The sequence below is a fragment of the Teredinibacter sp. KSP-S5-2 genome (assembly GCF_032773895.1).
GTDB lineage: Bacteria > Pseudomonadota > Gammaproteobacteria > Pseudomonadales > Cellvibrionaceae.
In genome coordinates this window covers 5,003,635-5,026,963 of sequence record NZ_CP120416.1, presented here as the reverse complement: position 1 = coordinate 5,026,963, position 23,329 = coordinate 5,003,635, and the positions used below count along the sequence as shown (strand labels likewise).

At 46.7% G+C, this 23,329-nt stretch carries 20 protein-coding genes and 1 tRNA gene; 14 read left to right on the top strand and 7 right to left on the bottom strand.

Annotated elements, in window-relative coordinates; translation table 11 throughout:
• Positions 1–37 precede the first annotated feature (37 nt).
• The 5 genes from P5V12_RS21730 to P5V12_RS21710 all read left to right on the top strand — a co-directional run bounded on the left by P5V12_RS21730 (position 38) and on the right by P5V12_RS21710 (position 4,209).
• Positions 38–676 (top strand): 50S ribosomal protein L25/general stress protein Ctc, encoded by a 639-nt coding sequence (locus P5V12_RS21730; RefSeq protein WP_316955180.1) that lies wholly within the window; start codon positions 38–40, stop codon positions 674–676.
• A 71-nt stretch (positions 677–747) separates the two neighbouring features.
• Complete coding sequence (gene pth, locus P5V12_RS21725; protein WP_316955179.1) at positions 748–1,347, top strand: aminoacyl-tRNA hydrolase; 600 nt, start codon at positions 748–750, stop codon at positions 1,345–1,347.
• A 22-nt stretch (positions 1,348–1,369) separates the two neighbouring features.
• Positions 1,370–2,461, top strand: a complete 1,092-nt coding sequence (gene ychF / locus P5V12_RS21720; protein ID WP_316955178.1) for a redox-regulated ATPase YchF — start codon at positions 1,370–1,372, stop codon at positions 2,459–2,461.
• Positions 2,462–2,532: 71 nt separating this feature from the next.
• A tRNA-Met gene (locus tag P5V12_RS21715) sits at positions 2,533–2,609 on the top strand.
• A gap of 157 nt (positions 2,610–2,766) precedes the next feature.
• Entirely contained in the window at positions 2,767–4,209 is a 1,443-nt protein-coding gene (locus P5V12_RS21710; RefSeq protein WP_316955177.1) for a DUF2867 domain-containing protein, read from the top strand.
• A 193-nt stretch (positions 4,210–4,402) separates the two neighbouring features.
• Here the strand turns inward: P5V12_RS21710 and P5V12_RS21705 are convergent, their stop codons facing one another.
• From P5V12_RS21705 to P5V12_RS21695, 3 genes are all read right to left on the bottom strand, one after another.
• On the bottom strand, positions 4,403–6,238 hold the full coding sequence (locus P5V12_RS21705) for a metallophosphoesterase family protein (protein WP_316955176.1): 1,836 nt from the start codon (positions 6,236–6,238) through the stop codon (positions 4,403–4,405).
• A 718-nt stretch (positions 6,239–6,956) separates the two neighbouring features.
• Complete coding sequence (locus P5V12_RS21700; protein WP_316955175.1) at positions 6,957–7,541, bottom strand: D-sedoheptulose 7-phosphate isomerase; 585 nt, start codon at positions 7,539–7,541, stop codon at positions 6,957–6,959.
• A 23-nt stretch (positions 7,542–7,564) separates the two neighbouring features.
• Positions 7,565–8,122, bottom strand: a complete 558-nt coding sequence (locus P5V12_RS21695; protein ID WP_316955174.1) for a chorismate--pyruvate lyase family protein — start codon at positions 8,120–8,122, stop codon at positions 7,565–7,567.
• Between the two features lie 290 nt (positions 8,123–8,412).
• On the opposite strand from P5V12_RS21695, the gene P5V12_RS21690 reads away from it, so the two are divergent.
• A complete protein-coding gene (locus tag P5V12_RS21690; protein ID WP_316955173.1) occupies positions 8,413–9,693 on the top strand; it encodes an aminotransferase class I/II-fold pyridoxal phosphate-dependent enzyme in 1,281 nt (426 codons plus the stop codon).
• Positions 9,694–9,781: 88 nt separating this feature from the next.
• Here P5V12_RS21690 and P5V12_RS21685 read toward each other — a convergent pair whose 3' ends face one another.
• The gene (locus tag P5V12_RS21685) at positions 9,782–10,222 is read right to left on the bottom strand and encodes an excinuclease ABC subunit A (RefSeq protein WP_316955172.1); all 441 of its coding nucleotides are present in this window, start codon (positions 10,220–10,222) and stop codon (positions 9,782–9,784) included.
• A 126-nt stretch (positions 10,223–10,348) separates the two neighbouring features.
• On the opposite strand from P5V12_RS21685, the gene P5V12_RS21680 reads away from it, so the two are divergent.
• Positions 10,349–11,326, top strand: coding sequence for a metallophosphoesterase (locus tag P5V12_RS21680; RefSeq protein ID WP_316955171.1), 978 nt, complete (start codon positions 10,349–10,351; stop codon positions 11,324–11,326).
• 225 nt (positions 11,327–11,551) lie between these two features.
• A complete protein-coding gene (gene katG, locus P5V12_RS21675) occupies positions 11,552–13,729 on the top strand; it encodes a catalase/peroxidase HPI (RefSeq protein WP_316955170.1) in 2,178 nt (725 codons plus the stop codon).
• 367 nt (positions 13,730–14,096) lie between these two features.
• Here the strand turns inward: katG and P5V12_RS21670 are convergent, their stop codons facing one another.
• From P5V12_RS21670 to P5V12_RS21660, 3 genes are read right to left on the bottom strand one after another with little or no spacing between them, the layout of a single operon-like run.
• Positions 14,097–14,408, bottom strand: a complete 312-nt coding sequence (locus P5V12_RS21670) for a DUF3144 domain-containing protein (RefSeq protein WP_316955169.1) — start codon at positions 14,406–14,408, stop codon at positions 14,097–14,099.
• 7 nt (positions 14,409–14,415) lie between these two features.
• Positions 14,416–15,201, bottom strand: coding sequence for an alpha/beta fold hydrolase (locus P5V12_RS21665; protein ID WP_316955168.1), 786 nt, complete (start codon positions 15,199–15,201; stop codon positions 14,416–14,418).
• A gap of 9 nt (positions 15,202–15,210) precedes the next feature.
• Positions 15,211–15,549, bottom strand: coding sequence for a DUF1820 family protein (locus tag P5V12_RS21660; RefSeq protein ID WP_316955167.1), 339 nt, complete (start codon positions 15,547–15,549; stop codon positions 15,211–15,213).
• Between the two features lie 187 nt (positions 15,550–15,736).
• On the opposite strand from P5V12_RS21660, the gene miaB reads away from it, so the two are divergent.
• The 6 genes from miaB (at position 15,737) to P5V12_RS21630 (ending at position 23,283) form a co-directional block, all read left to right on the top strand.
• Positions 15,737–17,095 (top strand): tRNA (N6-isopentenyl adenosine(37)-C2)-methylthiotransferase MiaB, encoded by a 1,359-nt coding sequence (gene miaB / locus P5V12_RS21655; RefSeq protein ID WP_316957470.1) that lies wholly within the window; start codon positions 15,737–15,739, stop codon positions 17,093–17,095.
• Between the two features lie 108 nt (positions 17,096–17,203).
• On the top strand, positions 17,204–18,211 hold the full coding sequence (locus P5V12_RS21650; protein WP_316955166.1) for a PhoH family protein: 1,008 nt from the start codon (positions 17,204–17,206) through the stop codon (positions 18,209–18,211).
• Between the two features lie 4 nt (positions 18,212–18,215).
• A complete protein-coding gene (ybeY, locus tag P5V12_RS21645; RefSeq protein WP_316957469.1) occupies positions 18,216–18,671 on the top strand; it encodes an rRNA maturation RNase YbeY in 456 nt (151 codons plus the stop codon).
• A 76-nt stretch (positions 18,672–18,747) separates the two neighbouring features.
• Complete coding sequence (locus tag P5V12_RS21640; RefSeq protein WP_316955165.1) at positions 18,748–19,626, top strand: HlyC/CorC family transporter; 879 nt, start codon at positions 18,748–18,750, stop codon at positions 19,624–19,626.
• 17 nt (positions 19,627–19,643) lie between these two features.
• A complete protein-coding gene (gene lnt / locus P5V12_RS21635) occupies positions 19,644–21,182 on the top strand; it encodes an apolipoprotein N-acyltransferase (protein ID WP_316955164.1) in 1,539 nt (512 codons plus the stop codon).
• Between the two features lie 205 nt (positions 21,183–21,387).
• Complete coding sequence (locus tag P5V12_RS21630; RefSeq protein WP_316955163.1) at positions 21,388–23,283, top strand: di-heme-cytochrome C peroxidase; 1,896 nt, start codon at positions 21,388–21,390, stop codon at positions 23,281–23,283.
• Positions 23,284–23,329: the final 46 nt, after the last annotated feature.

Genomic DNA, 23,329 nt, shown 5'->3' with positions numbered 1-23,329 from the left:
GCAGGTAGCAATAACGCTACTTTTTTGGAGAAATAAAATGTCTAATGAAGACTTTGTAGTAAATGCAGAGCTTCGCGATGATCAAGGGAAAGGTGCGAGCCGCCGCCTGCGTCGCGAAGAAAATAAAGTTCCAGCAATCGTTTACGGTGGTCGTAAAAAGCCTCAAAACATCACTCTAAGTGCTTTTGAAATCAACAAGCACTTGGAAAACGAAGCGTTCTATTCTCACATCATTGACCTTGTAATCGATGGCAAAGGCGAGAGCGTTATTCTTAAAGACCTTCAACGCCACCCAGCGAAAGGTAACGCGATGCACGCTGACTTCTTGCGCGTATCCAAAACCAAGAAGTTCGTTACTAAAGTACCTCTTCACTTCATCAACGAAGAAACGAGCAAAGGCGTTAAGATGCAAGGCGGAACAGTTACTCACAGCCTTTCAGAGCTTGAGATTTCTTGTTTGCCAGGCGACTTACCTGAGTTTATTGAAGTCGATTTGATTAATGTTGAAGTTGGACAAACAGTTCACATTTCAGACATCAACTTGCCAAAAGGCGTGGAATCCGTTGCATTGAGCCACGGCGCAGACCACGACCTTCCAGTTGCAGCGATTCAGAAAGGTCGCGGCGCTACTGCTTCATCTGATGAAGAAGGCGGATCTGAAGAAGGCGCTGAGTAAGCCTTCGTTTTCAGCGAGTCCGATACCGGGCTCGCTTGATTCAAATACCACTCTCCACTTAGAGCTTTTCCATGCAAGCGCCAAGTACGCCAGTTAAACTGATCGTAGGTCTGGGTAACCCAGGTGCGGAATATGCTCATACACGGCACAACGCTGGTCAAGACCTCGTCGAAGAACTCAGTCGGGATTACTCAGAACCACTGCAGGACACCCCTAAGTTTTTTGGAGCAAGCTGCCGAATTTTTATCGGCACCAGAGATGCTCGCCTTTTGGTTCCAACCACATTTATGAACCTTAGCGGACAAGCTGTCGCCGCCCTGGCTAACTTTTACAAAATCGAACCAGAAGAAATCCTCGTTATTCACGACGAACTGGATTTATCCCCCGGTGATGTAAGACTGAAACGTGGTGGTGGTCACGGAGGCCATAACGGCCTGCGCGATATCATCAGCGCCTTGGGGAACAACAAGAATTTTGCACGTTTGCGCGTCGGCATCGGCCATCCGGGTAACGCAAAACAGGTATCCGGTTACGTACTCAAACGCGCACCACAAGATCAACAAATCGAAATCGACAACGCGCTTTCCCGTGCACAAAAAATTATACCTTTCGTGGTAGCGGGAGAATGGGAAACTGCGGTGCGAGAACTTCATTCCAGCAACCCTAAATAACAGATAACTGACGGACATACATATGGGCTTTAACTGCGGTATTGTTGGTTTACCAAATGTCGGCAAATCAACGCTTTTCAATGCATTAACACAAGCAGGTATCGATGCGGAAAACTTTCCATTCTGCACAATCGAACCAAACGCGGGTGTCGTTGCGGTACCAGACCCACGCCAGGACAAACTCGCAGAGATTGTTAAGCCTGAGCGCACCGTGCCCACCACTATGGAATTCGTTGATATCGCGGGCTTGGTTGCAGGGGCATCCAAAGGTGAAGGCCTGGGTAACCAGTTTCTGGCCAACATCCGTGAAACCGATGCCATTGCCCATGTTGTGCGTTGTTTTGACGACCCTAACGTTATTCACGTAGAAGGTCGAATTAACCCCGCTGCAGATATTGAAGTCATCAACACCGAACTGGCGTTAGCTGACCTGGAATCGGTGGAAAAAGCGATACAGCGTTACAGCAAGCTCGCCAAGGGCCAAGACAAAGACGCCATTAAGATGAAGGCTCTGTTGGAACAGATCCTACCCCACTTAAACGAAGCCAAACCGCTCCGAGCCTTCGGCTTAAACAAAGACGAAAAGGCTCTACTGAAGCCGCTTAGCCTGCTGACGCTAAAGCCCACCATGTATATTGCCAACGTGGAAGAAGACGGCTTCGACAATAACCCGATGCTCGACATCGTGACCGAAATTGCCGGCGAAGAGAACGCCGTCGTCGTGGCCATTTGCAGCAAGCTGGAATCTGAAATTGCTGAACTGGATGACGAAGAAAAAGCCGAATTTCTGGAAGAAATGGGCATGGAAGAGCCAGGGTTAAACCGCGTAATTCGAGCAGGTTACGAGTTACTCAACCTACACACCTATTTTACTGCCGGAGTAAAAGAAGTCCGTGCCTGGACAATTCCTGTCAACTCCACCGCTCCTCAAGCCGCAGGTAAGATTCACACAGACTTCGAAAAAGGCTTTATCCGCGCAGAGGTAGTCGGCTACCAGGACTTTGTGGACCATAACGGTGAACAGGGCGCGAAAGAAGCTGGTAAATGGCGTCTGGAAGGCAAGGACTATATCGTCAAGGACGGAGACGTTATCCACTTCCGCTTTAACGTATAGAGATCAAGAAGTCACCCAGATAACACTTGACTTTGCCAGGGCGACTAGTGAAAATAGCCGCCCTCTGAAATGGCTAGGTAGCTCAGCTGGTTAGAGCGCAGCACTCATAATGCTGAGGTCGGGAGTTCAAGTCTCCCCCTAGCTACCATTTCCCCCTCTTTAATCCGATTTCAATAATCCATCTGCTACCCATCGCTCGTAATGTATACCAGACTATGTATTTGGTAGGGTAATTCGTGCTTTCCCTCCCCATAATCAAAACTCTACCTGCTGCAGCGCCATCCAAAGGCGATTAAAAGGCTTGTATGACTCAAGATACCGACAAAAGAGTTCTAGTATTGGGAGCAAGCGGATACATCGGAACGTATCTAACCCCCGAACTGGCCAAAAAAGGATTCACTGTTAGAGCCTCAGCACGCAACAAAGAAGTGCTTGCAGCAAGGGAGTGGAACGAGGTGGAATTAGTCGAAGCCGATGCGTTATCCCCTCACACACTAAACAAAGCGCTGACAGGGATCGATACCGTCTTCTACCTTATCCATTCCATGGCCAGCGGCAAAAAGTTCGCGGAGATCGATAAACAAGCTGCCCAAAATTTTGCCAAAGCAGCAAAGGAAAAAGGCGTTAAGAAAGTAATATACCTGGGAGGGCTGATCCCGAACGATCCAAAATCCGAACATCTCAAAAGTAGAGCGGAAACGGGAGAGATTTTACGCAGTTCAGGGATTCCCATTATTGAAGTTCGTGCCGGTATGATCGTTGGCCCAGGTTCGGCCGCATTCGAAGTTATTCGTGATTTGGTCAATTATCTTCCCTTAATGATTACCCCTCATTGGGTTCAATCCAAGACCACCCCCATAGCCCTGAAAGATTTACTCCATTACCTTACAGCCATAGCAGAGAAAGATTTTTCGCACAGTGAGACCTATGATGTCGGAGGATCTGAAACCCTAACCTATGAGCAAATGATGCGTACTTATGGACGAATCGCACAAAAATCTTTCTCATTGATCCGAGTTCCCATTCTGAGCCCCAAGTTGTCATCCTACTGGCTAAGGCTGGTAACCTCAGTGCCAACAAATATCGCCAGGGCGTTAATTGACGGCCTCGCACACGACATCATTGCCAACAACAGCAAAATAAAAAAAATATTTCCGCACGATTTACTGAGCTTCGAAGAAGCCGTTCAGGATGCCCTGAATCTGGAAAAAAATGGAGCCAAACTTGCCCATTGGGTGGAAGGTTCCTATGTCTGTCGCAATTACGATTTTAATCACGCCTATTACGCAAAACGCGCCGGTCATGAAATCACAACTCACGCCAACAGGGAAAGCCTTTGGCAAGCCGTACAGGAATTTGGTGGCGAGCAAGGGTTTTATTTTGCTGAAAATTTGTGGTTTATTCGCAGGGCTATCGATTGGCCTTTGGGCGGCCCCAGCTTTCGCAGGCGACGACGTGATAATAAAACTCTGCGTGTTGGCGATGTCATTGATAGCTGGAGAGTAATTGGATTAGAACCCAAAGCCTCACTTACGCTAAGAATGGAAATGAAAGCCCCTGGCTCTGGCGTGCTCGAATTTAAAATTCGCGAACACCAAAATATGAGGAGTCTAAGCGTAACCGCTTATTGGCACCCTGCAGGCCCAGCAGGAATTGCATACTGGTACGCATGCCTGCCTGCTCATGCATATTTATTTGAAGGGCTGGTACACGCAATCGAAAAAAGAGCAATAGATTTAGAAACATAATTGTTAACACAAAAAATGTGTGCAACGCAGTGCTGCGATTCTGTGGACGATACGATTTTTTTGTTCCTGTTTTTTTCATCCAACATTGTGAAGATGTCACTCAAACTCATCTTAAAATTCAAATATCCCCCTAAATATTTACACCTGATATAAGCAGGATAAATATTTAGGGGAAACTCAGATCAAGATATATTTATTTTTTAACTCTTCTTGAACGTATCATCAACAAGAGCATACCTAACAACAAATAATGACCGGGAATACTACCGCCGCCGCTTGAACCGTCCCCATCAGTAGAACCACCAGAGCTCGACGATGAGCTGGAACTTGATGAAGAACTGGAGCTCGATGAACTGCTTGAACTTGAAGAAGAACTAGAACTTGTTGAAGAACCCGAACCCGACGAAGAACTAGAGCTTGAAGAAGAACTAGAACTTGTTGAAGAACCCGAACCCGACGAAGAACTAGAGCTTGAAGAAGAGCTGGAACTCGACGAGGAACTAGAGCTTGAAGAAGAACTGGAACTCGATGATGAACTAGAGCTTGAAGAAGAACTGGAACTCGATGAGGAACTAGAGCTTGAAGAAGAACTTGAACTCGACGAGGAACTAGAGCTTGAAGAAGAGCTGGAACTTGAAGAAGAACTGGAACTCGATGATGAGCTTTTGCCCACACGGGAGAAACCAGAGCTATCCAGCGTAATAGAATAAACAGACCCAACATCCTTGGCATCCCAAAGGCTTAAACCAGCCGGTAATACCAACGCATTTGCGTCTCGCTCAGCTTTGGTCAATGCACTGGTCGCACTTTCTCCGGAAAATCGCACAGTACGAATATCAATATCGTCTCCTGCAATTTGAATCACTTTAAACTGTGCAAAACTATTTTGATCCGCAATCCAATTGGATTGCCTGTTTGCTGTTCGAGTTGGTGCTCCCCAACTCCCCTCACCGATATAAACCGTACCGGCATCCACCTTCAAGTAATCATTATTGGTTGGCACCACCGGCCAAGTATATTTCACAAGATGGCTGTCAGACTCTACCACCACATTCATATGATAGGTTTCAAAAGGCGAAGACCACTCGAACATTTTTTCATAAATGAAAGGTTTACTTGTTGTGCGAGGAAACATCGGTTTATGGTATTGTGCAAAACGCCATTTCGCCCCCACACCACCTACCGCCAAATCACTATTCAACCACGTATTTTGCTGATCCCATTGCGCACCATACCCCGAATTTCTAAACTCACTGTTCAGAGTATAAATACGCGCCTGATTACCGCCGATAGACATTACAGAATAGGTATCACGAAGCGTACACTGGTTGTTCCCATCAGGATCCGAACCGAATACCCGGCACATAAACAAGTGGCTGTTATTTTCATGATTTCCCACTGTGGGAACTAACGGATATATACGTTTAAAAGTTTCGCCATTAATCGTGTCATTGGAGTAACTCAACGTCCAATCATCAAGCCATTCATCCAACTCATAGTCCTGATTGCCATCGGTAAAATCCCCCCCAAATAAAACAAACTCCGGGCGAATTTTGCTAACCAAACGCATGCCCTGTTGACGAGGAGAACGATAGGTTCGCGAATCACCACCAGCCACGAAGGTAACATTTTCCGGTGTTGCTGCTGCGGTTTTAAACCAGAATTTATCACCACAACCACTATTGTCACATACCTGGAAATAAATATTGGTATCCGGAGTCAGGCCTGAGAGACGAACAAAGCCGCTGGCCAAAGAACCATAAGTATATGTATAGCTAACACTGTGAAGTTGCCAGGTAGAGGCGTCAGGGGACGTACCTGCCATCACATAACCATCACCACCGCTTGCAGATTGTGTGTAGCCAACGACAGCTTCGGTGTCAGGCGACTTATCCCAAACCACACGCACCTGCGCCGGCGCGGCATGAGCTCCCATACTGACTACAGCAAATAGTGCAGGCAACAATAATTGCAGGCATTTTCGAAAGTCAGCCAGCCTTAGTTCCATTTTCTGGAGATTGAAGTTCATAAGAAAACGCCCCACGTTAAACATATGTATTGTTATATTTCTGTTTAATGCGATTTTCGCACTCGTTTTTTTATCAGATACTATTGCCGTGTAATACTGAATCAAAACCAAGTCAAAAGGCATAACCAGGCAAGGTACCAATGTATTTGAATGACTAAAAATCAAATATATGAGTAAGTATTAAAAAATGGATTCCGCTCCAATGAATAAGCACTCCCAGTAAGCGCATCCCCCAAAATCAAGTCCTATGTTTTCGATATTCAGATAAAAACGACATAGTAAAGACGTATACGTACACAAAACGCTTCGCCCTTTGTACAAAAAAATATCTATTTCGAGACGCAGTTGGGAAAATAGGTACGTAAAACGAAACAAACACATGACCTACAAGAAGGAAGTTAACACTTCAACCGTGATGAACGTCACACACAAGAAGTACCCGCCAAACTACAGGCGCAGGCTTTTAAATACAAAAGCGGCGGCGTTACGATTGCAGCAGATGGACGAGAAAAACAAAGAAAAATGCAAAATCAAAAAGGGGAAAACAAATAAACCACCAATTTATTAACAGGAAATAAGAATATTAAGAATTGAAAAAGCTATTGTTTGGCAAAACCATATATCCGGCTATCGCATCTGTTGATTAATGATTCTTTTGTCGAATATCCCAACAAATAAGCGAAAGCAGAACATATGGTGGGGGAATTAAAATAATCCGCTATTCACTATCAAACACTTTTTGCTCGATGACACCGCAAATAATATGACCGATAACTATATGGCTTTCCTGAATACGCGCGGTACAATCTGATGGGACACAAATTGCGTGGTCAACCATATCCTTGATTTTTCCTCCCGCACCACACAAGCCAATAGTCGTCACACATTCAGCTTTTGCCACATTAATTGCTTCAATAATATTTTTTGAATTACCGGAAGTGCTGATACCAATAAAAACATCTCCTGGTTTTGCCTGGGCTTCCACCTGTCGACTAAACAGATGGTCAAAACCGAAATCATTCCCTATTGCCGTCAACATAGACGTGTCAGTGGTTAATGCAATCGCAGGCAAGCCTTTACGATTTTTTTCAAAACGCACAACCAGCTCGGCAGCAATATGCTGTGAGTCTCCAGCACTGCCTCCATTGCCTGCAATCAGCATTTTATTTCCTGCACGGTATGCGTCGACTAAAACCTGGCACACAGTATCTATGGATTGCTTCACCTCAGAGGAGGCCAAGATGCTTTCTTTAACCGAGATACTGTCTTTAAAAATTTTCTCTATATATTCAAGATGACTCATTTTCTTCACTCAAAACATCACAATTATTGGTAAGCCGCCAAAGGAAAGCTTTCGGTGATCTGGATTAACGGGTGGCCATCCATCACTATACGATAGGTGCGCCATATTAATTTGTCTTCGGTAGCAAAGCAGTGGTCTTGGTCGGTGTAACCAATCTGCATAATTTCCCGATAGGTTTCCAAACCACATTCACGCAGCAACTCACCTATCCCCACCCTTCCGGCTTCCAGATCAGCTTTTAACTGTTCGCCTAAATACTGGGTGCAAATCAATGAGCGTGCATGGACAAACTGCTTTGCAGATTGTTCGCCCACTAACTCAACACAACGCTCGAGCACTTTGTCCCCAGCCACCTTATTAATAAAAGCGGCGGGCTGACTAAGATGAACATAAGACTGCTCAAGGTTAATTACACTCACCGGTTCCCAAAAGTAAGATTCGATGCTTTTGGTCACGGTTCCATCGGTAGTCAATAAAACACGCAAAAAGCGGGGAAGGCTCCTCATGCACAGGGTTTCCCCCAGTGCATTAGTCAGTACACCATCCTCGACAAACCCGGACGAAATAAACAGTTTATTCATGAGCAAAGAAGACGAATCGATAAAGCGCTCAGTCTAACATTTACTCAGCGCCGTATCTTCTCCTACTTTCTACCTTTGTTTTTCCGGAAAAATCTTCAGCCCGGACAAGCAAAAACAGTATCAAGCAGCTCAGGTCACGAGAGGGCAGACATAGCTCCAGACCGCCAACACCAGCAAAATCTGACCTTAATCAGCAATCGTTCGATTGACGTTGAATTTGTCTGTTTTTCCGGCACAAGAATGCCTATAATTTCGCCCCGAAACCATCAACCATTGTAGAGGATACCGCCTTGAATTTAACGAACGCGAGTCAAGAACAACTGCAAAACCTGGAGCAAACCTTAGCCGCAGAATTCTCGACCATTAAGGCAAAAAACCTTTCACTTGACCTTACTCGAGGAAAGCCTTCGGCCGAACAAGTTTCTCTTTCTGATAGCCTGGATGGTATTTTGAAGGGCAACTACACCAGCAAGTCCGGCATTGATGTCCGCAATTACGGGGGCCTTGAAGGTATTCCTGAAGCTCGTGAATTAGGCGCTTCAATTTTGGGTGTTCCTGCCAGCAATGTACTGGCCGGCGGAAACAGTAGCTTGACGCTAATGCACCAAGTGATGACGGTTGCTCACATTTTTGGTTTAAACGGCCCAGAGTCTGCCTGGAACAAACAAAGCAGCGTTAAGTTCCTATGCCCAGTACCAGGCTATGACCGTCACTTTTCGGTCTGTGAACACCTTGGCATTGAAATGGTTACCGTGCCGATGACATCTACTGGCCCAGATATGGACAAAGTAGAAGAAATGCTGAAAGCGGACAGCAGTATCAAAGGTATGTGGTGTGTCCCCAAATACTCCAACCCAACCGGCGTTATCTATAGCGACGAGACCGTTGAGCGCATTGCACAGTTAGGTAAGATTGCTGGCGATGGCTTCCGCGTTATGTGGGATAACGCCTACGCAATCCACGATTTGACCGATAACCCAGTGCAATTGGCCAACATCTTCGAAGCCTGTGCCAAAGCAGGAACTGAAGACAGCGTTATTCAATTTGCTTCAACCTCAAAGATTACCCACGCCGGCTCAGGTGTTGCCTTCGTCGCGGCCAGTGATGCCAACCTTGCAGGCTTCAAAAAGTCACTTGGTTTTATCACTATCGGCCCAGACAAAGTCAACCAACTGCGTCATGTTAACTTCTTTGCTGAAGAAGGCTCATTGAATGCCCACATGAAAAAGCATGCGGAAATCATCAAGCCTCGCTTTGCCAGCGTACTTAAGCACTTGGAAGAAGCCTTTGGTGACAATGACCTAGGTGCATGGGAATCCGCTGAAGGTGGTTACTTTATCTCTTTCGATACCCGTCCAGGCCTTGCACAGGAAGTCGTTGATATGGCTGACGAAGCCGGTGTGAAATTGACTCCAGCGGGTGCAACCTTCCCATATGGCAATGACCCACAAGACAGCAATATCCGTATTGCACCAACGGTACCAACCGTTGAACAAGTTGACGAAGCAATGCAGGTATTTGTTTTGTGTGTGAAACTGGCGTCAGTAAGACAAGCACTGAAAAACGCGTAATTCAGTTTTTAACTTACATAAAAAAGCCACTCCCTGTGAGTGGCTTTTTTTTTAATTTCGATAATAAGAAAGTATCGATCGCAAAACGTTACTTCAGTTTAACCACCGTTCCCTGTAGCGATACACCGGCCATAATATCCCCAGCACCACAACGGAATTCCGTTTTACTGTTGAAGATACCGCCCTTATAGGTAGATTGAATGTTAATCACCGCATCCCCGCCTTCACGCAAGGCACTATCACGAAGGGCAATCAAGGTCGAAAGAAATGCCCATTCACACGCTTGCTGGTCGGTTTTACCAATCGCATGAGTTTTTCGCGTGGTGTTATACACACGAATTTTTTTCTCAATTGCCGGTACGGTTTGATCACCAAAATAAAACCGAACAGCCGTTCCCACTTTGTTTTCAAACTCGGGGTGGTTTAATGCACTGGCAATAGAATGATTGTTAATTGAATCCCTGGCCAAAATATCACCAGCAATAAGAATTCCCCAGAACACGATCAAAACCCGAATAACATTTTTCACGGTAGCTACCTATTTACACATGATTTAAAAATAACCTGGTTGCCTATTATAGAGAGTTTCCGTCAGAATCCAGTGATCCGCTCATCATATGAATAAAATCAACACTTTCATACAAGGTACTCCGCGTTGAAAATCACTTTATTGCTAAGCTGTTTATTTATCTGCCTATGCGCCCATGCCGACAGCAAACCTCCCTACGCTTTTGCTTTATTGGGGGATATGCCATATGGCTTAAAGCCCAACAAACCGAATACCGAACTCAGCAATACCGTTAAACAAATTAACGCCGATAAAGACATCCAATGGGTATTGCATGTAGGAGATATAAAATCCGGGGCCAGTCGATGTTCGGATGAGATGTACCTGGACAGGCTGCGCCGCTTCAACGAATTCGAATCCGCATTTATTCTCACCCCAGGCGACAATGAATGGACAGACTGCCATCGCTTTCTGGCGGGTAGCTACGACCCCATGGAGCGGTTAACCAAACTAAGAAATATCTTTTTCAGCACGCCTGATTTAACGCAGGGTAAACACCCAAGAAAAGTCGCCTCACAAGCTGCGTTGCACCCGAAATACCCGCTTATGAAGGAAAACCTGATGTGGGCCGAGGGCGGCGTGACCTATGCCACCATACACATAACAGGCAGTAAAAATGGCCGAAATAAATTCGACAAATTGGGTCGGGTAAAACGGACAAAAAAACACGATGCTGAAATTCGTTACCGGGAAGCCGCCGCCTTGGCATGGCTGCAAACGGCATTTGATTACGCAAAAGAGAACAAAAGCCGAGCGATTCTAATTGCCACACAAGCAAACCCCGGCCTGGAAAAAGACCCGGAAATGCGGAATAAAAAACACTTCATCCCTTTTTTGACATTACTTGAGAAGCAAGCCCGCGAATTCAACAACCCCGTGGTATTAGCCCATGGCGATTCGCACTATTTCCGAATTGACCGCCCCCGGCTGATGAAACGTCATCCACCGAAAAACTTCCTGCGAGTGGAAAGCTTTGGAGACACCAACGAGGACTGGATAAAAGTCTATGTAGATACACAAACACCCCATGTTTTTACCTTCGCGCCCATGAACTCCAGTCAATAGCCCACACAAGCTCCCCATAAAATTAACGATATTTCCCCCGGTGACCATTGCCGGGGCACATCTCCAACCGGACAATTAATTAAAAATATCTATCATATCGTTCGACATAATAGCTTATGCAAAGAGCAAGAGTTTTCCTACACTAATTAGGCAGCCAACAACGATAGACATCCAATCCAATATTTTTATATTTGATATAGAGGATTACCAATAAGGAAACTCACTATGAATAACAACGCAGGCAAATGCCCCGTTATGCACGGGGGTAAAACCTCGGCAGGCTCCTCGTCGGGTATGGACTGGTGGCCAGAGGCACTCAATCTGGACATCCTCCACCAGCAAGACACTAAAACAAATCCATTAGGTGACGATTTTGATTACGCTGAAGAGTTTAAGAAGTTGGATTTGGCCGCAGTAAAACAAGACCTAAACAACTTGATGACAGACAGCCAGGACTGGTGGCCCGCAGACTGGGGACACTACGGTGGCCTTATGATTCGTATGGCCTGGCACTCAGCCGGAACCTATCGTATCGCGGATGGCCGTGGCGGCGGCGGTACAGGCAACCAACGCTTTGCCCCTCTGAACAGCTGGCCGGACAACGTCAACCTAGATAAAGCCCGCCGTCTGTTATGGCCCATCAAAAAGAAATACGGCAACAAGCTTTCCTGGGCAGATCTGATGATTCTCGCCGGAAATGTCGCCTACGAATCCATGGGGCTAAAAACCTTCGGCTTCGCTGGCGGACGCGCGGACATCTGGCACCCGGAAAAAGATATTGACTGGGGCTCAGAAACCGAATGGCTGGGGAAAAGTACAGAACGTGCTTACAGTGAAAACCGCGATGCGCTTGATAACCCTCTGGCGGCGGTACAAATGGGGCTTATCTACGTCAACCCGGAAGGGGTGGACGGCAACCCAGACCCACTGAAAACCGCGAAAGATATTCGCCTTACCTTCGCGCGCATGGCGATGAACGATGAAGAAACCGTTGCGCTAACAGCAGGCGGCCACACGGTCGGTAAATGTCACGGTAACGGCGATGCTTCAAAGCTGGGCCCAGACCCGGAAGCGGCGGATGTAGAAGAACAAGGCCTCGGCTGGCACAACCCACAAGGTAAAGGTGTCGGCAACCAAACCATTACCAGCGGCATCGAGGGCGCCTGGACCACCAACCCAACCAAATGGGATAACGGCTACTTCTACATGCTCTTCAACTACGATTGGGAGTTAAAGAAAAGCCCGGCCGGTGCGTGGCAATGGGAGCCTATCGATATTCGGGACGAAGACAAACCAACTGACGTTGAAAACCCGTCGGTAAAACATAACCCGATTATGACCGATGCCGATATGGCCATGGTGAAAGATCCCATTTACCGCGAAATCTCCGAGCGCTTTTACAAAGACCCGGACTACTTTTCTGAAGTCTTCGCCCGCGCCTGGTTCAAACTGACACACCGGGACCTCGGTCCGAAAAGTCGTTACCTCGGTACAGAAGTACCCGCGGAAGACCTTATCTGGCAAGATCCGGTCCCTGCGGTTGACTACACCCTGAGCGACGCAGAAGTGGCTGACATCAAAGCCAAAATACTGGCCAGCGGACTGAGCGTTTCAGAACTTGTGGCCACCGCCTGGGACAGTGCGCGAACCTTCCGCGGTTCGGATAATCGCGGCGGCGCCAACGGTGCCCGTATTCGACTGGCACCACAAAAGGACTGGGAAGGTAATGAACCCGAACGGTTGGCAAAGGTACTTACGGCACTAGAAAGCGTCCAAAGTAGTCTGGACAAAAACGTCAGTATCGCGGACCTGATCGTGCTCGGTGGTTCAGCAGCGGTGGAAAAAGCGGCACAAGATGCAGGTGTGAGTATCACCGTACCGTTTGCACCCGGTCGTGGCGATGCCACCGACGATATGACCGATGCGGATTCGTTTGCTGTACTCGAACCCATACATGATGGTTTCCGTAACTGGCAGAAAGAAGAATACAGTGTCGCATCGGAAAAACTCCTGCTGGATCGCGCTCAATTGATGGGGCTTACCGCTCCAGAAATGACGGTACTGATTGGCGGTATGCGCGTACTTGGTACCAATCATGGCGGCAGCAGTCACGGCGTATTAACCGATAACGTTGGCGTACTCAGCAATGACTTTTTCGTTAACCTGACAGATATGGGCAACAAATGGAAAGCGGCTGGCAAAAACCAGTTTGAAATCTGCGACCGTAAAACCGGTACAGTGAAATGGACCGCAACCCGAGTTGACCTGGTGTTTGGTGCCAATTCCATTCTTCGTTCCTATGCCGAGTTGTACGCACAGGATGATGCCAAAGAAAAATTTGTTAAGGACTTCGTTAAAGCCTGGACGAAGGTAATGAATGCAGATCGTTTTGATCTTAAGTAATTCCTTCTCACCTCAAGACAACGCACTCACTATTTGAGTGCGTTGTTTTTCTTCTTCAATATATCAAACTCATTCCGGCCTGTTCGCTCCATTATAGAAATCAAAATAAAATAGAAACTGTAAATAAAATAACGAGAAAGAGTTTTGGGTAATCGAAGTAGAATTCTTTAGAGCTTGTAATCTTCCTGCCTTTGCAGACACGCTGTAAATACATCCATGTAAGCTCATCGTCGGCGTCCTGCCTCCGATGGTCTGCCAACACAGAAAGATTTCAGATTAGATGAGCATCTATTTAATTTGAGAAAATGTAATGCAACACAATAGGCTGTGAACAGCTATTGTTTTTCTTGGAACTTATCGGAAAGTTTTATTCCTGAACACCTTGATCATCGGCCATATAAATTTTGTAATTCTCGATATAGTCTTCCAGATTTTCCGCCAAGCGACGCTTATAATCCCCTGTAAAACGGCTTAACGCATCATCCTTATCTTCTTTAAAGTCCTTTCTCGACTCACAACTGGAAGCAACATAAAACGCATTAAACCTGGCAGTAGCCTGCATAAGCGCACTGGTCACAACACCAGGGTCCAGGGTTTCAGTTTTACTATTGGCCAGGTTAATCACCTCTTCCACCAAATCCCAAAACTGTTCAACATCTTTATCAGTAGGCTCAGACATATTCAATTCAACTTTCATTCAGCAAAAAGCGCTTGGTTAAACGCGCCACAGTCTCCGGCTTTTCTGCGTGAAGCCAATGGCCAGTATCAGAAATAATTTTTACCGAAGCATTAGGAAATATTTCAATAATATCCTGCCAATGATGACGTTGAATGTAATCCGACTCACCACCTTTCAGGAACAGCACTTCGCCGCAAAACTCACTATCCGCACGATTACCTTTAATCAATTCGGCATAATCATTGTGCAACGTCGATAAATTCATTCGCCAGGCAAAACCACCATCGTCTTGCTTCACCAGATTTTTCAACAGAAAACTGCGCACAGCCACTTCGGGCACATGATGCTGCAATTGCAGATCCGCTTCTTTACGGCTGGTTAGGGTTTCGGGCGCAATCGACAATAAACCGGAAAAAACATCATGGTGATGGGGTTCATAGTGAACGGGTGCGATATCAATCACCACCAACCGACCAACCAGCTCCGGATGAAGCAACGCAATCTCCATCGCCACTTTGCCACCCAACGAATGCCCCAGAATATGCAGCTTGCTGAACCCCAGGGCGGCAATCCATGCATACACCGTTTCGGCCATGGCTTCCAAACTGGTGCAATCAAAATGCCCCGAACGCCCGTGGTTGGGTAAATCAATCGCATACAAGTCGAAATCATCCGCCAATAAACGCGCAATCCCCCCCAGGTTTTCCAGGGAACCAAACAACCCGTGAATCAATAAAAGAACCGGTTTTTCGCCTGCAGTAACATCAGGATAGTGTTTGACATGCAAAGGCATGGAGAAAGCCTATGAATCTTGCGTTGGTTTGGGAACCGCAGTAGGGAACGGAAACTGGGCAACTTTATCACTCGATTTAATATCGCTTACCTTACCGGTACCGCTCTTTTCCACCTCGTCAATGCGTACAATACTGTGCATCGGAATATACGAGCGCTTAACGCCAGAAAACTCGCCTTTGAGTTTTTCTTCACCAGGGTCAACCACGAGGCTGGTGCGCTCACCAAACATAAACTCTTCCACCTCAATAAAACCATACATCTCGCTCTGATAGATATCGCGAGCATAGACTTCATATACCTGGCCTTGATTGTAAAAAATGACTCTGAAAATAGGATTAGAAGCCATTGGGTACACGCACCTTAATAATTGAATTAGACATTCTAGGGTATTGCTATCTTGAGGTAAAACAGAGGAATTTCAAGGTCGAAAAAGTTTTTTTTGACCTGGCACGACCAGCGGGGTATGGGCAAGAAGGGCCCCTGTCGGTATAATTCGCGCTCATTTTTTGAGCGCAAGAGCCAATAGAAATTCCATGTCAGAAATCGCCACGAAAAAGCCCGTTAAAAAGCTATTTATCCAGACTCACGGTTGCCAGATGAATGAGTACGATTCCGCTCGTATGCGTGACCTATTGGGCGCTTCACACGATATGGTTGCGACAGAAAACCCTGACGAAGCCGATGTCCTGCTGGTTAACACCTGCTCCATTCGCGAAAAAGCTCAAGAAAAACTCTTCCACCAGCTTGGACGCTGGAAAAACCTGAAAGAGAAAAACCCGGATCTGATCATCGGTGTTGGCGGTTGTGTCGCCAGCCAGGAAGGGGAAGCCATTGCCAAACGCGCCCCATTCGTGGACTTGATCTTTGGCCCACAAACCTTACACCGCCTGCCGGAAATGATGGAAACACCGAGAGACAATGGCGCAGTCGTGGTGGACATCAGCTTCCCTGAAATCGAAAAATTTGATCGCCTGCCAGAACCAGAAGCCGATGGCGCAACCGCCTTCGTCTCGGTAATGGAAGGCTGTTCCAAGTACTGTACATTCTGCGTTGTGCCCTATACCCGAGGCGAAGAAGTCAGCCGACCCGCAGCCGATGTTATCCGCGAAGTCGAGCAATTGGCCGCCCAGGGGGTACGGGAAATCAACCTGTTGGGGCAAAACGTGAACGCTTACCGCGACCCCAATGCAGAAACCCGCGACCTGGCAGAGTTAATCACCATGGTGGCCGAGGTCGACGGGATTGACCGTATCCGCTACACCACCTCCCATCCGGTCGAATTCACTGACAGCCTTATTAACGTCTACGCGGAAGTGCCCGAACTGGTCAGCCACCTGCATTTGCCTGTCCAATCCGGCTCAGACCGTATATTGATGGCCATGAAGCGCGGTCACACCGCGATTGAATACAAATCCAAACTACGCAAACTGAAGGCCTTGCGCCCGGATATCAGTTTTTCATCCGACTTTATCATTGGCTTCCCCGGTGAAACCGAACAGGATTTCGAAGCCACAATGAAACTGATTCAGGATATCGGTTTCGATACCTCCTTCAGCTTCATCTACAGTCAGCGTCCCGGCACCCCCGCGGCAGACTTACCCGATGACACCCCCATGGAAGTGAAGAAACAACGTCTGCAAATATTGCAAACCCGGATATTGCAGCAGGCACAGGACATTTCTCGCAAAATGGTCGGCAATACCGAAAAAGTATTGGTAACCGGCTACAGCAAAAAAGACCCAGGACAACTTAGCGGCCGCACCGAAAACAACCGAGTGGTGAACTTCCGCTGCGACCAACCAGAGCTCATCGGCAAATTTGCAGATATTCTCATCGAAGAAGCCCTGCCAAACTCCCTTCGTGGTGTTTTACTGGGTTCTGAACTGGACTAATCTTGCGCACCTAATTCTCGTCATATTCTTCGGGCAGACTCTTTCAAGGTCTGCCCGGTTAAGGTAGTCTAAACTCCATAAATAGTGATACAGGAAAACACATACCTCTTGGCTAATCGCACCTCACAAATTCAGCAGCAAACACTGACCCTAGAACCCAATGACACGCGCAGACTGGCAAACCTCTGCGGTCAATTTGATGGGCATATCAAACAAATCGAACAAAGGCTTAACGTTGAGGTCCGTAACAGGGGCAACGTTTTTACTTTGCACGGCGATAAGAAGGCAGTCAGCGCAGCAAAAAACTTAATCGAAGAACTGTATCAGGCAACGGAAGAAGGTGAACTGACTCCGGACGAAATACATTTGGCACTACAGGAGACAGGCATGGAGTCCAAAGCCGTGCAAGACGTTCAGAAAGCGGTGGATTCAGCGAGCATCATTCGCACCAAGCAGGCCACCATCAAACCGCGTGGCGCCAACCAACAAGGCTATGTTGCTTCGGTGAGAACCCACGATATTAATTTTGGCATTGGCCCCGCCGGTACAGGGAAAACCTACCTCGCCGTGGCCTGTGCTGTAGAAGCCCTGATCAAAGATGAGATCGAACGGATTCTATTGGTACGTCCGGCGGTTGAAGCCGGAGAAAAGCTCGGTTTCCTTCCCGGCGACCTGTCACAGAAAGTTGACCCCTATTTGCGCCCACTCTACGACGCGCTATACGAAATGCTGGGGTTTGACACCGTTGCCAAGCTGATCGAACGTAATATTATTGAAGTAGCCCCACTCGCCTATATGCGTGGCCGTACACTGAATAACTCCTTTGTTATTCTCGATGAAAGCCAGAACACCACCAAGGAACAAATGAAGATGTTCCTGACCCGAATAGGCTTTGGCTCAACGGCCGTTATTACCGGTGACCCGTCACAGGTGGATTTGCCTCGCGGTGTATTGTCCGGCTTAAAACACGCAGCATCCGTATTAGATGGCGTTGATGGTATTGGTTTTACCCGCTTCAGCGCCAAAGATGTGGTTCGTCACCCGCTTGTTCAACGTATTGTTGAAGCTTATGACCGGGCAGAAGCGGAGCAAGATGCCCCCCAACATCCAAGATAACGCCATGTCCAATATCGCCGTACAAATCGCCTGCGCAGAAACCTGGGACAGTATTCCCAGCGAGGAAGACATTACTTACTGGATTGACGCCGTACTTCCTGAATCACAAAAAGATTCAGAAATCTGCGTACGCATTGTCGAGGCAGATGAAAGTCAGCAGCTCAATAACCAATACAGGTCAAAGGACAAACCGACCAATGTTCTGTCCTTTCCCAGCGAACTGCCGGATGAAATCGACCTTCCATTGTTAGGCGATATAGTAATATGTGCAGCAGTCGTGGAACAGGAAGCGCAAGAACAGGGAAAATCTCTGGAGAGCCACTGGGCGCATATGGTGATTCACGGAACCCTCCACCTGTTGGGCTATGATCACATTGAGGAACACGAAGCTGAGGAAATGGAAAGTCTCGAAACACAGATTATGCTAACGTTAGGCTATCCACCACCATATCAGGTATAGCAGCGCAATCTGCAGTAAAAACGTACAAATAACACAATAAAGGCACAACTTACGCAAATCAGGAGTTTGCACCACCATGTCAGAAGATCCTTCGAGTAGTCACTCACTGGAGCCCGAGCCGAGTAAGCCACGCTCATGGCTGGAAAAGCTGTTTCAGGGTTTCGCCACGGAACCCAAATCTCGAGAAGAATTACTGGACATCATAAAAGGTGCCGTCAACAACAAAGTTGTTGATCAGGAAGCTCTCAGTATTATCGAAGGCGCATTTGACGTTGCCGATCAGCAAGTACGGGAAATTATGGTTCCCCGCTCACAGATGGTGGTTCTCTCCATTGACGACACCCCGGACAAAGTCCTTCCAAAAGTTATCGAGTCCGGTCACTCGCGTTTTCCCGTAATTGGCGAATCAATTGATGACATTAAAGGCATACTGCTAGCCAAAGATTTACTGCCCCTGATTCTGGACAAAGAAAAAGAATTCAACCTGGAAACACTACTACGCAACGCCAATGTTATACCTGAAAGTAAACGGCTGAACGTGTTACTGAAAGAGTTCAGAGAAAACCGTTACCACATGGCATTGGTTATTGATGAGTATGGAGCCATTTCCGGCTTGGTGACCATTGAAGATATTCTGGAAGAAATCGTCGGCGATATTGAAGACGAAACCGACGAAGAAAACGAAGATTTCATTCGCCAGGTTTCCGCGGACGATTATATTGTCAAAGCCCTTACTCCCATCGAAGATTTTAATGAGACCTTTAAATCCAATTTCAGTGATGAGGAGTTCGACACCATTGGCGGTATTGTGACTCAGGCTTTCGGTCATATGCCAAGCCGTAACGAAAAAGTCAGCATAGGCAAGTTTAGCTTTCGGGTTCTGTATTCAGACAGCAGGCAAATTCATTTATTAAGAATTACCCGACTCAAAAATAAAAAATCCGCTGAAGACTAATTCATTCAAAACCACAAATGAATACTCTCGATAACCGATTTTCCAACTGGAAAGGTCATGCACTGGCATTAGCCGCCGGAGCAATCACACCACTTTCGTTGGCACCTTATGGCCATTGGTTCCTCGGGGTATTTGCAGCCGGACTCCTTAGCTGGCTGCTAGCAGGTCTTTCGGGTAAACAAGGTTTTATACGCGCATTTATTTTTGGCCTGGGTTTATACCTTAGTGGCGCATCTTGGGTATACGTTAGCATTCATGATTTTGGGTTTGCGGCAATGCCGCTAGCGGTCATTCTTACTGGTCTATTTGTCACCAGTCTCGCTCTCGTTTTTGCCGCTCCCTTTTATTTATTTTGTCGTTTTTTTTCCGCAAATACATTTTTTATTATTGTCTCGTTCCCCGCACTTTGGGTTCTAGGTGAATGGAGCCGTACCTGGTTTTTAACCGGCTTTCCCTGGCTATTTATTGGCTACGCTCACATTGACACATGGCTTTCGGGTTGGGCACCTGTCCTGGGTGTACTTGGAGTCAGCTACATCGCCGTGTTAAGCGGCACACTAGTTGCGCTTATCCTGCATAAAAATGCCCGACGAACTCCTTACCTGGCAACAGCTGCGCTTGCCATATTATGCTTATGGGGAGCAGGCAAACTACTCAGCAACATTGAATGGGGACAAAAGCTCGAAGCCAATCGCGTATCGATCGCAATGGTTCAGCCAAACATTCCCCTGCCCATGAAGTGGTCAGCCAAATACCAACCTTTTATTGCAGAAACCCTATTAGGTTTAACGGAAGAACACTGGGGCAAAGATATTATCGTTTGGCCGGAAGCAGCCATTCCGTATTTATACGAGGAAGGACAAAATTTTATCCAGTTCATTAACTCACAAGCTGAGTCGACCAATACTGCCTTATTGAGTGGTGTTCTATACGACCGATACGATGAACAGGAAAAACAATATTATTACTACAACGCAATATTAGGCTTGGGCAATTCCAACGATAAATACTTTAAACAACGCCTGGTTCCTTTTGGCGAATACGTACCTTTTGAAAACTATCTTCGCGGTTTAATTGCTTTTTTTGATCTGCCCAATTCGGTGATTCACAAAGGCCCCAAGAAAAGCGCCATTCTCAATATTAATAAAGACAGCGAAGACCACTATAAAATCAGCCCATCTATTTGTTACGAAATTGTTTACCCAGATCTAGTGGCTGACAGCGCCCGTCAGGCCGAAATACTGGTGACCATTAGTAATGACGCCTGGTTTGGGGATTCCATTGGCCCGCTACAACATTTTCAAATGGCCCAAATGCGTGCACTGGAAAATAACCGCTACGTTATCCGCTCAACTAACACCGGCATCAGCGGCCTGATCGATAACAAAGGTAAAATTGTGTTCACCGGTGAACAATTTGCACGGGAAGCAATATCCGGCGAAGGCTATCGTCTGCAAGGTAATACACTTTTTTCTAATACAGGCAGCCTGCCTATTATTTTATTTTGCTTGTTCAATTTGATACTTTTGTGTATTTACAAACGGTTACACCACTAAACCACCTCAATAATGTGAATAAAAATAATCACACCACTGCAACAATAAAAAATATAAAAACAATGTAATTATTAAATTTTCATTGTTTTCCAAACTTGACGTGATTCTTTGAATTATTTCGTTTAAGATCCCCTCCGATTTCTGTTCAGCCCAACACAACAATAAAAGAGCCTGAATTTATACTGTCTCTTCATAAGGACTGCGGATGAAGCATTCAATTACACTAAAGCTGGTTTTAACTTTATGTGTACTCACCGGTTGTACCTATATCTCCCAAGGTTTTTTTGATTCCTCAGACCGAGGAGCAAAAACATCGGCACAAGATCAATTTGGCGATAGTGCTAAAACAATCGTTTATTTGAATCAAAACTGGTCACCGTCAGATAGCCTTTGGTTTTACAACACCACTCAGGGCTCGAATCTGATGCCCTACAAACTATTTCTCCATTTGGAACAGGCGCACTCCACGGAGCTGTTTCGCTCGGACGCCAATATGCGTCGTTTTCGCTACCTCGCTCAATCCGCATCGAATAAAAACCCGGACGCTCTGCCGGTCGGATTTGTACGCGACACATACCAAAACAAAGAATATATCGGACTGACATGTGCCGGTTGCCACACAGCACAAATTAATTATCAGGGAGTGGGAATACGAATAGACGGCGCACCAGCTTATGCCGATATGGAAAGCTTTATGCTGGAGTTGGAGCAGGCACTGACCGCCACTATCGAAACCCCAACTAAATTCCATCGGTTGGCAAAAAATATACTTGGGCATAATAAACAAGAAGCGTCACAAGAAATCCACGCTGAACTCATTACCACTCGAGATCAACTCAGAGCCTACAACACAGCAAATAAACCGTTAAACAACGGACAGGAAATTCGCTACGGCTATGGCCGTCTGGATGCCTTCGGACGCATTTACAATCGCATATTGGCCCACCTCACCCCCGAAGACCCCACCAATGCCAATCCGGCGAATGCGCCGGTGAATTACCCACAACTTTGGGATACACCACAACATGATTTTGTGCAGTGGAATGCCATCAGTGGTAACGCCAGTATCGGTGCATTAGGTCGCAACGTTGGCGAAGTTATGGGAGTATTTGCCACTATGGACCTTTCCCCTCAGCCGGGAAATAAAGGCTACAACACCTCGATGGATATCATGAACCTGATCCGTCTGGAAAAACATATACGCAAACTAACTTCGCCCAAGTGGCCAGAACAATTTCCAAAGGTCGATGAAAAACTGGCAAAAAAAGGCATGGGGGTTTATCTAAAATTTCGTTGCCACGACTGCCACGAACTCATTAACTCCCGCGACCCGAATCGCTTAATCACTGCCGAACTTACCTCTTCGGAATTACTTGGCACAGATACTCAAACTCTAAAGAATGCCCTGAACTACCGCGGAAAAAGTGGTTACTTCAAAGGTTTACCCATTGATGCAGATGACCCCAACACCCGGATTATTGGCGAGGATGCACTGGTTCTGGATTTAGTGAATGAAGCAGGACGAGGTGGCCTGGTCCAACCCAGCCTCGACGCGCCCTGGGGAATTCGTGGCCCATTGCGGTTAGCCGAGCTTATCTATTCGGTCAAAACCAACCCGGTGGAAAACCGTGTGCGCGAATTAAATTTTGCGCCAAACACAGATCAAAGTGTTTACTTTGACGCCTTTAAAGCACGACCACTAAATGGTATTTGGGCGACAGCCCCCTATTTACATAACGGTTCAATACCAAGCTTGTATGAATTATTTTTGCCTAAGTGTACGCAACAGCAAGCACAAAAAAATAGCGACCAATGTCGCCCATACCGCTTCACACTTGGCTCCCGGGAATTCGACCCGAAAAAAGTTGGCTTTGTTTCCAAAGACGCCACCAAGTACCCCGGCCTGTTTATATTTGATACCAGCCTACCGGGGAACGGCAATCAGGGCCACGAATACGTAACAGGAAAAACGCCCATTATTATGAAGGGGCCAGGAGGCAAACCGCTTCTGGACGAAAACGGTAATCCGAAAATGGAACTTCAAACCCCAATTACGGACGAAGAACGATGGGCACTGGTCGAGTTTTTAAAAACCCTATAGACAAAGTATTACAAAAGCCTCGTTAAAAAGATTACCGAGCTTGGGT

Bases quoted from the DNA above. Each gene is read 5' to 3' on its own strand.
- P5V12_RS21730 (WP_316955180.1), top strand. From the start codon at position 38: ATGTCTAATGAAGACTTTGTAGTAAATGCAGAGCTTCGCGATGATCAA.
- pth (WP_316955179.1), top strand. From the start codon at position 748: ATGCAAGCGCCAAGTACGCCAGTTAAACTGATCGTAGGTCTGGGTAAC.
- ychF (WP_316955178.1), top strand. From the start codon at position 1,370: ATGGGCTTTAACTGCGGTATTGTTGGTTTACCAAATGTCGGCAAATCA.
- P5V12_RS21710 (WP_316955177.1), top strand. From the start codon at position 2,767: ATGACTCAAGATACCGACAAAAGAGTTCTAGTATTGGGAGCAAGCGGA.
- P5V12_RS21705 (WP_316955176.1), bottom strand. From the start codon at position 6,238: ATGAACTTCAATCTCCAGAAAATGGAACTAAGGCTGGCTGACTTTCGA.
- P5V12_RS21700 (WP_316955175.1), bottom strand. From the start codon at position 7,541: ATGAGTCATCTTGAATATATAGAGAAAATTTTTAAAGACAGTATCTCG.
- P5V12_RS21695 (WP_316955174.1), bottom strand. From the start codon at position 8,122: ATGAATAAACTGTTTATTTCGTCCGGGTTTGTCGAGGATGGTGTACTG.
- katG (WP_316955170.1), top strand. From the start codon at position 11,552: ATGAATAACAACGCAGGCAAATGCCCCGTTATGCACGGGGGTAAAACC.
- P5V12_RS21670 (WP_316955169.1), bottom strand. From the start codon at position 14,408: ATGTCTGAGCCTACTGATAAAGATGTTGAACAGTTTTGGGATTTGGTG.
- P5V12_RS21665 (WP_316955168.1), bottom strand. From the start codon at position 15,201: ATGCCTTTGCATGTCAAACACTATCCTGATGTTACTGCAGGCGAAAAA.
- P5V12_RS21660 (WP_316955167.1), bottom strand. From the start codon at position 15,549: ATGGCTTCTAATCCTATTTTCAGAGTCATTTTTTACAATCAAGGCCAG.
- miaB (WP_316957470.1), top strand. From the start codon at position 15,737: ATGTCAGAAATCGCCACGAAAAAGCCCGTTAAAAAGCTATTTATCCAG.
- ybeY (WP_316957469.1), top strand. From the start codon at position 18,216: ATGTCCAATATCGCCGTACAAATCGCCTGCGCAGAAACCTGGGACAGT.
- P5V12_RS21640 (WP_316955165.1), top strand. From the start codon at position 18,748: ATGTCAGAAGATCCTTCGAGTAGTCACTCACTGGAGCCCGAGCCGAGT.
- lnt (WP_316955164.1), top strand. From the start codon at position 19,644: ATGAATACTCTCGATAACCGATTTTCCAACTGGAAAGGTCATGCACTG.
- P5V12_RS21630 (WP_316955163.1), top strand. From the start codon at position 21,388: ATGAAGCATTCAATTACACTAAAGCTGGTTTTAACTTTATGTGTACTC.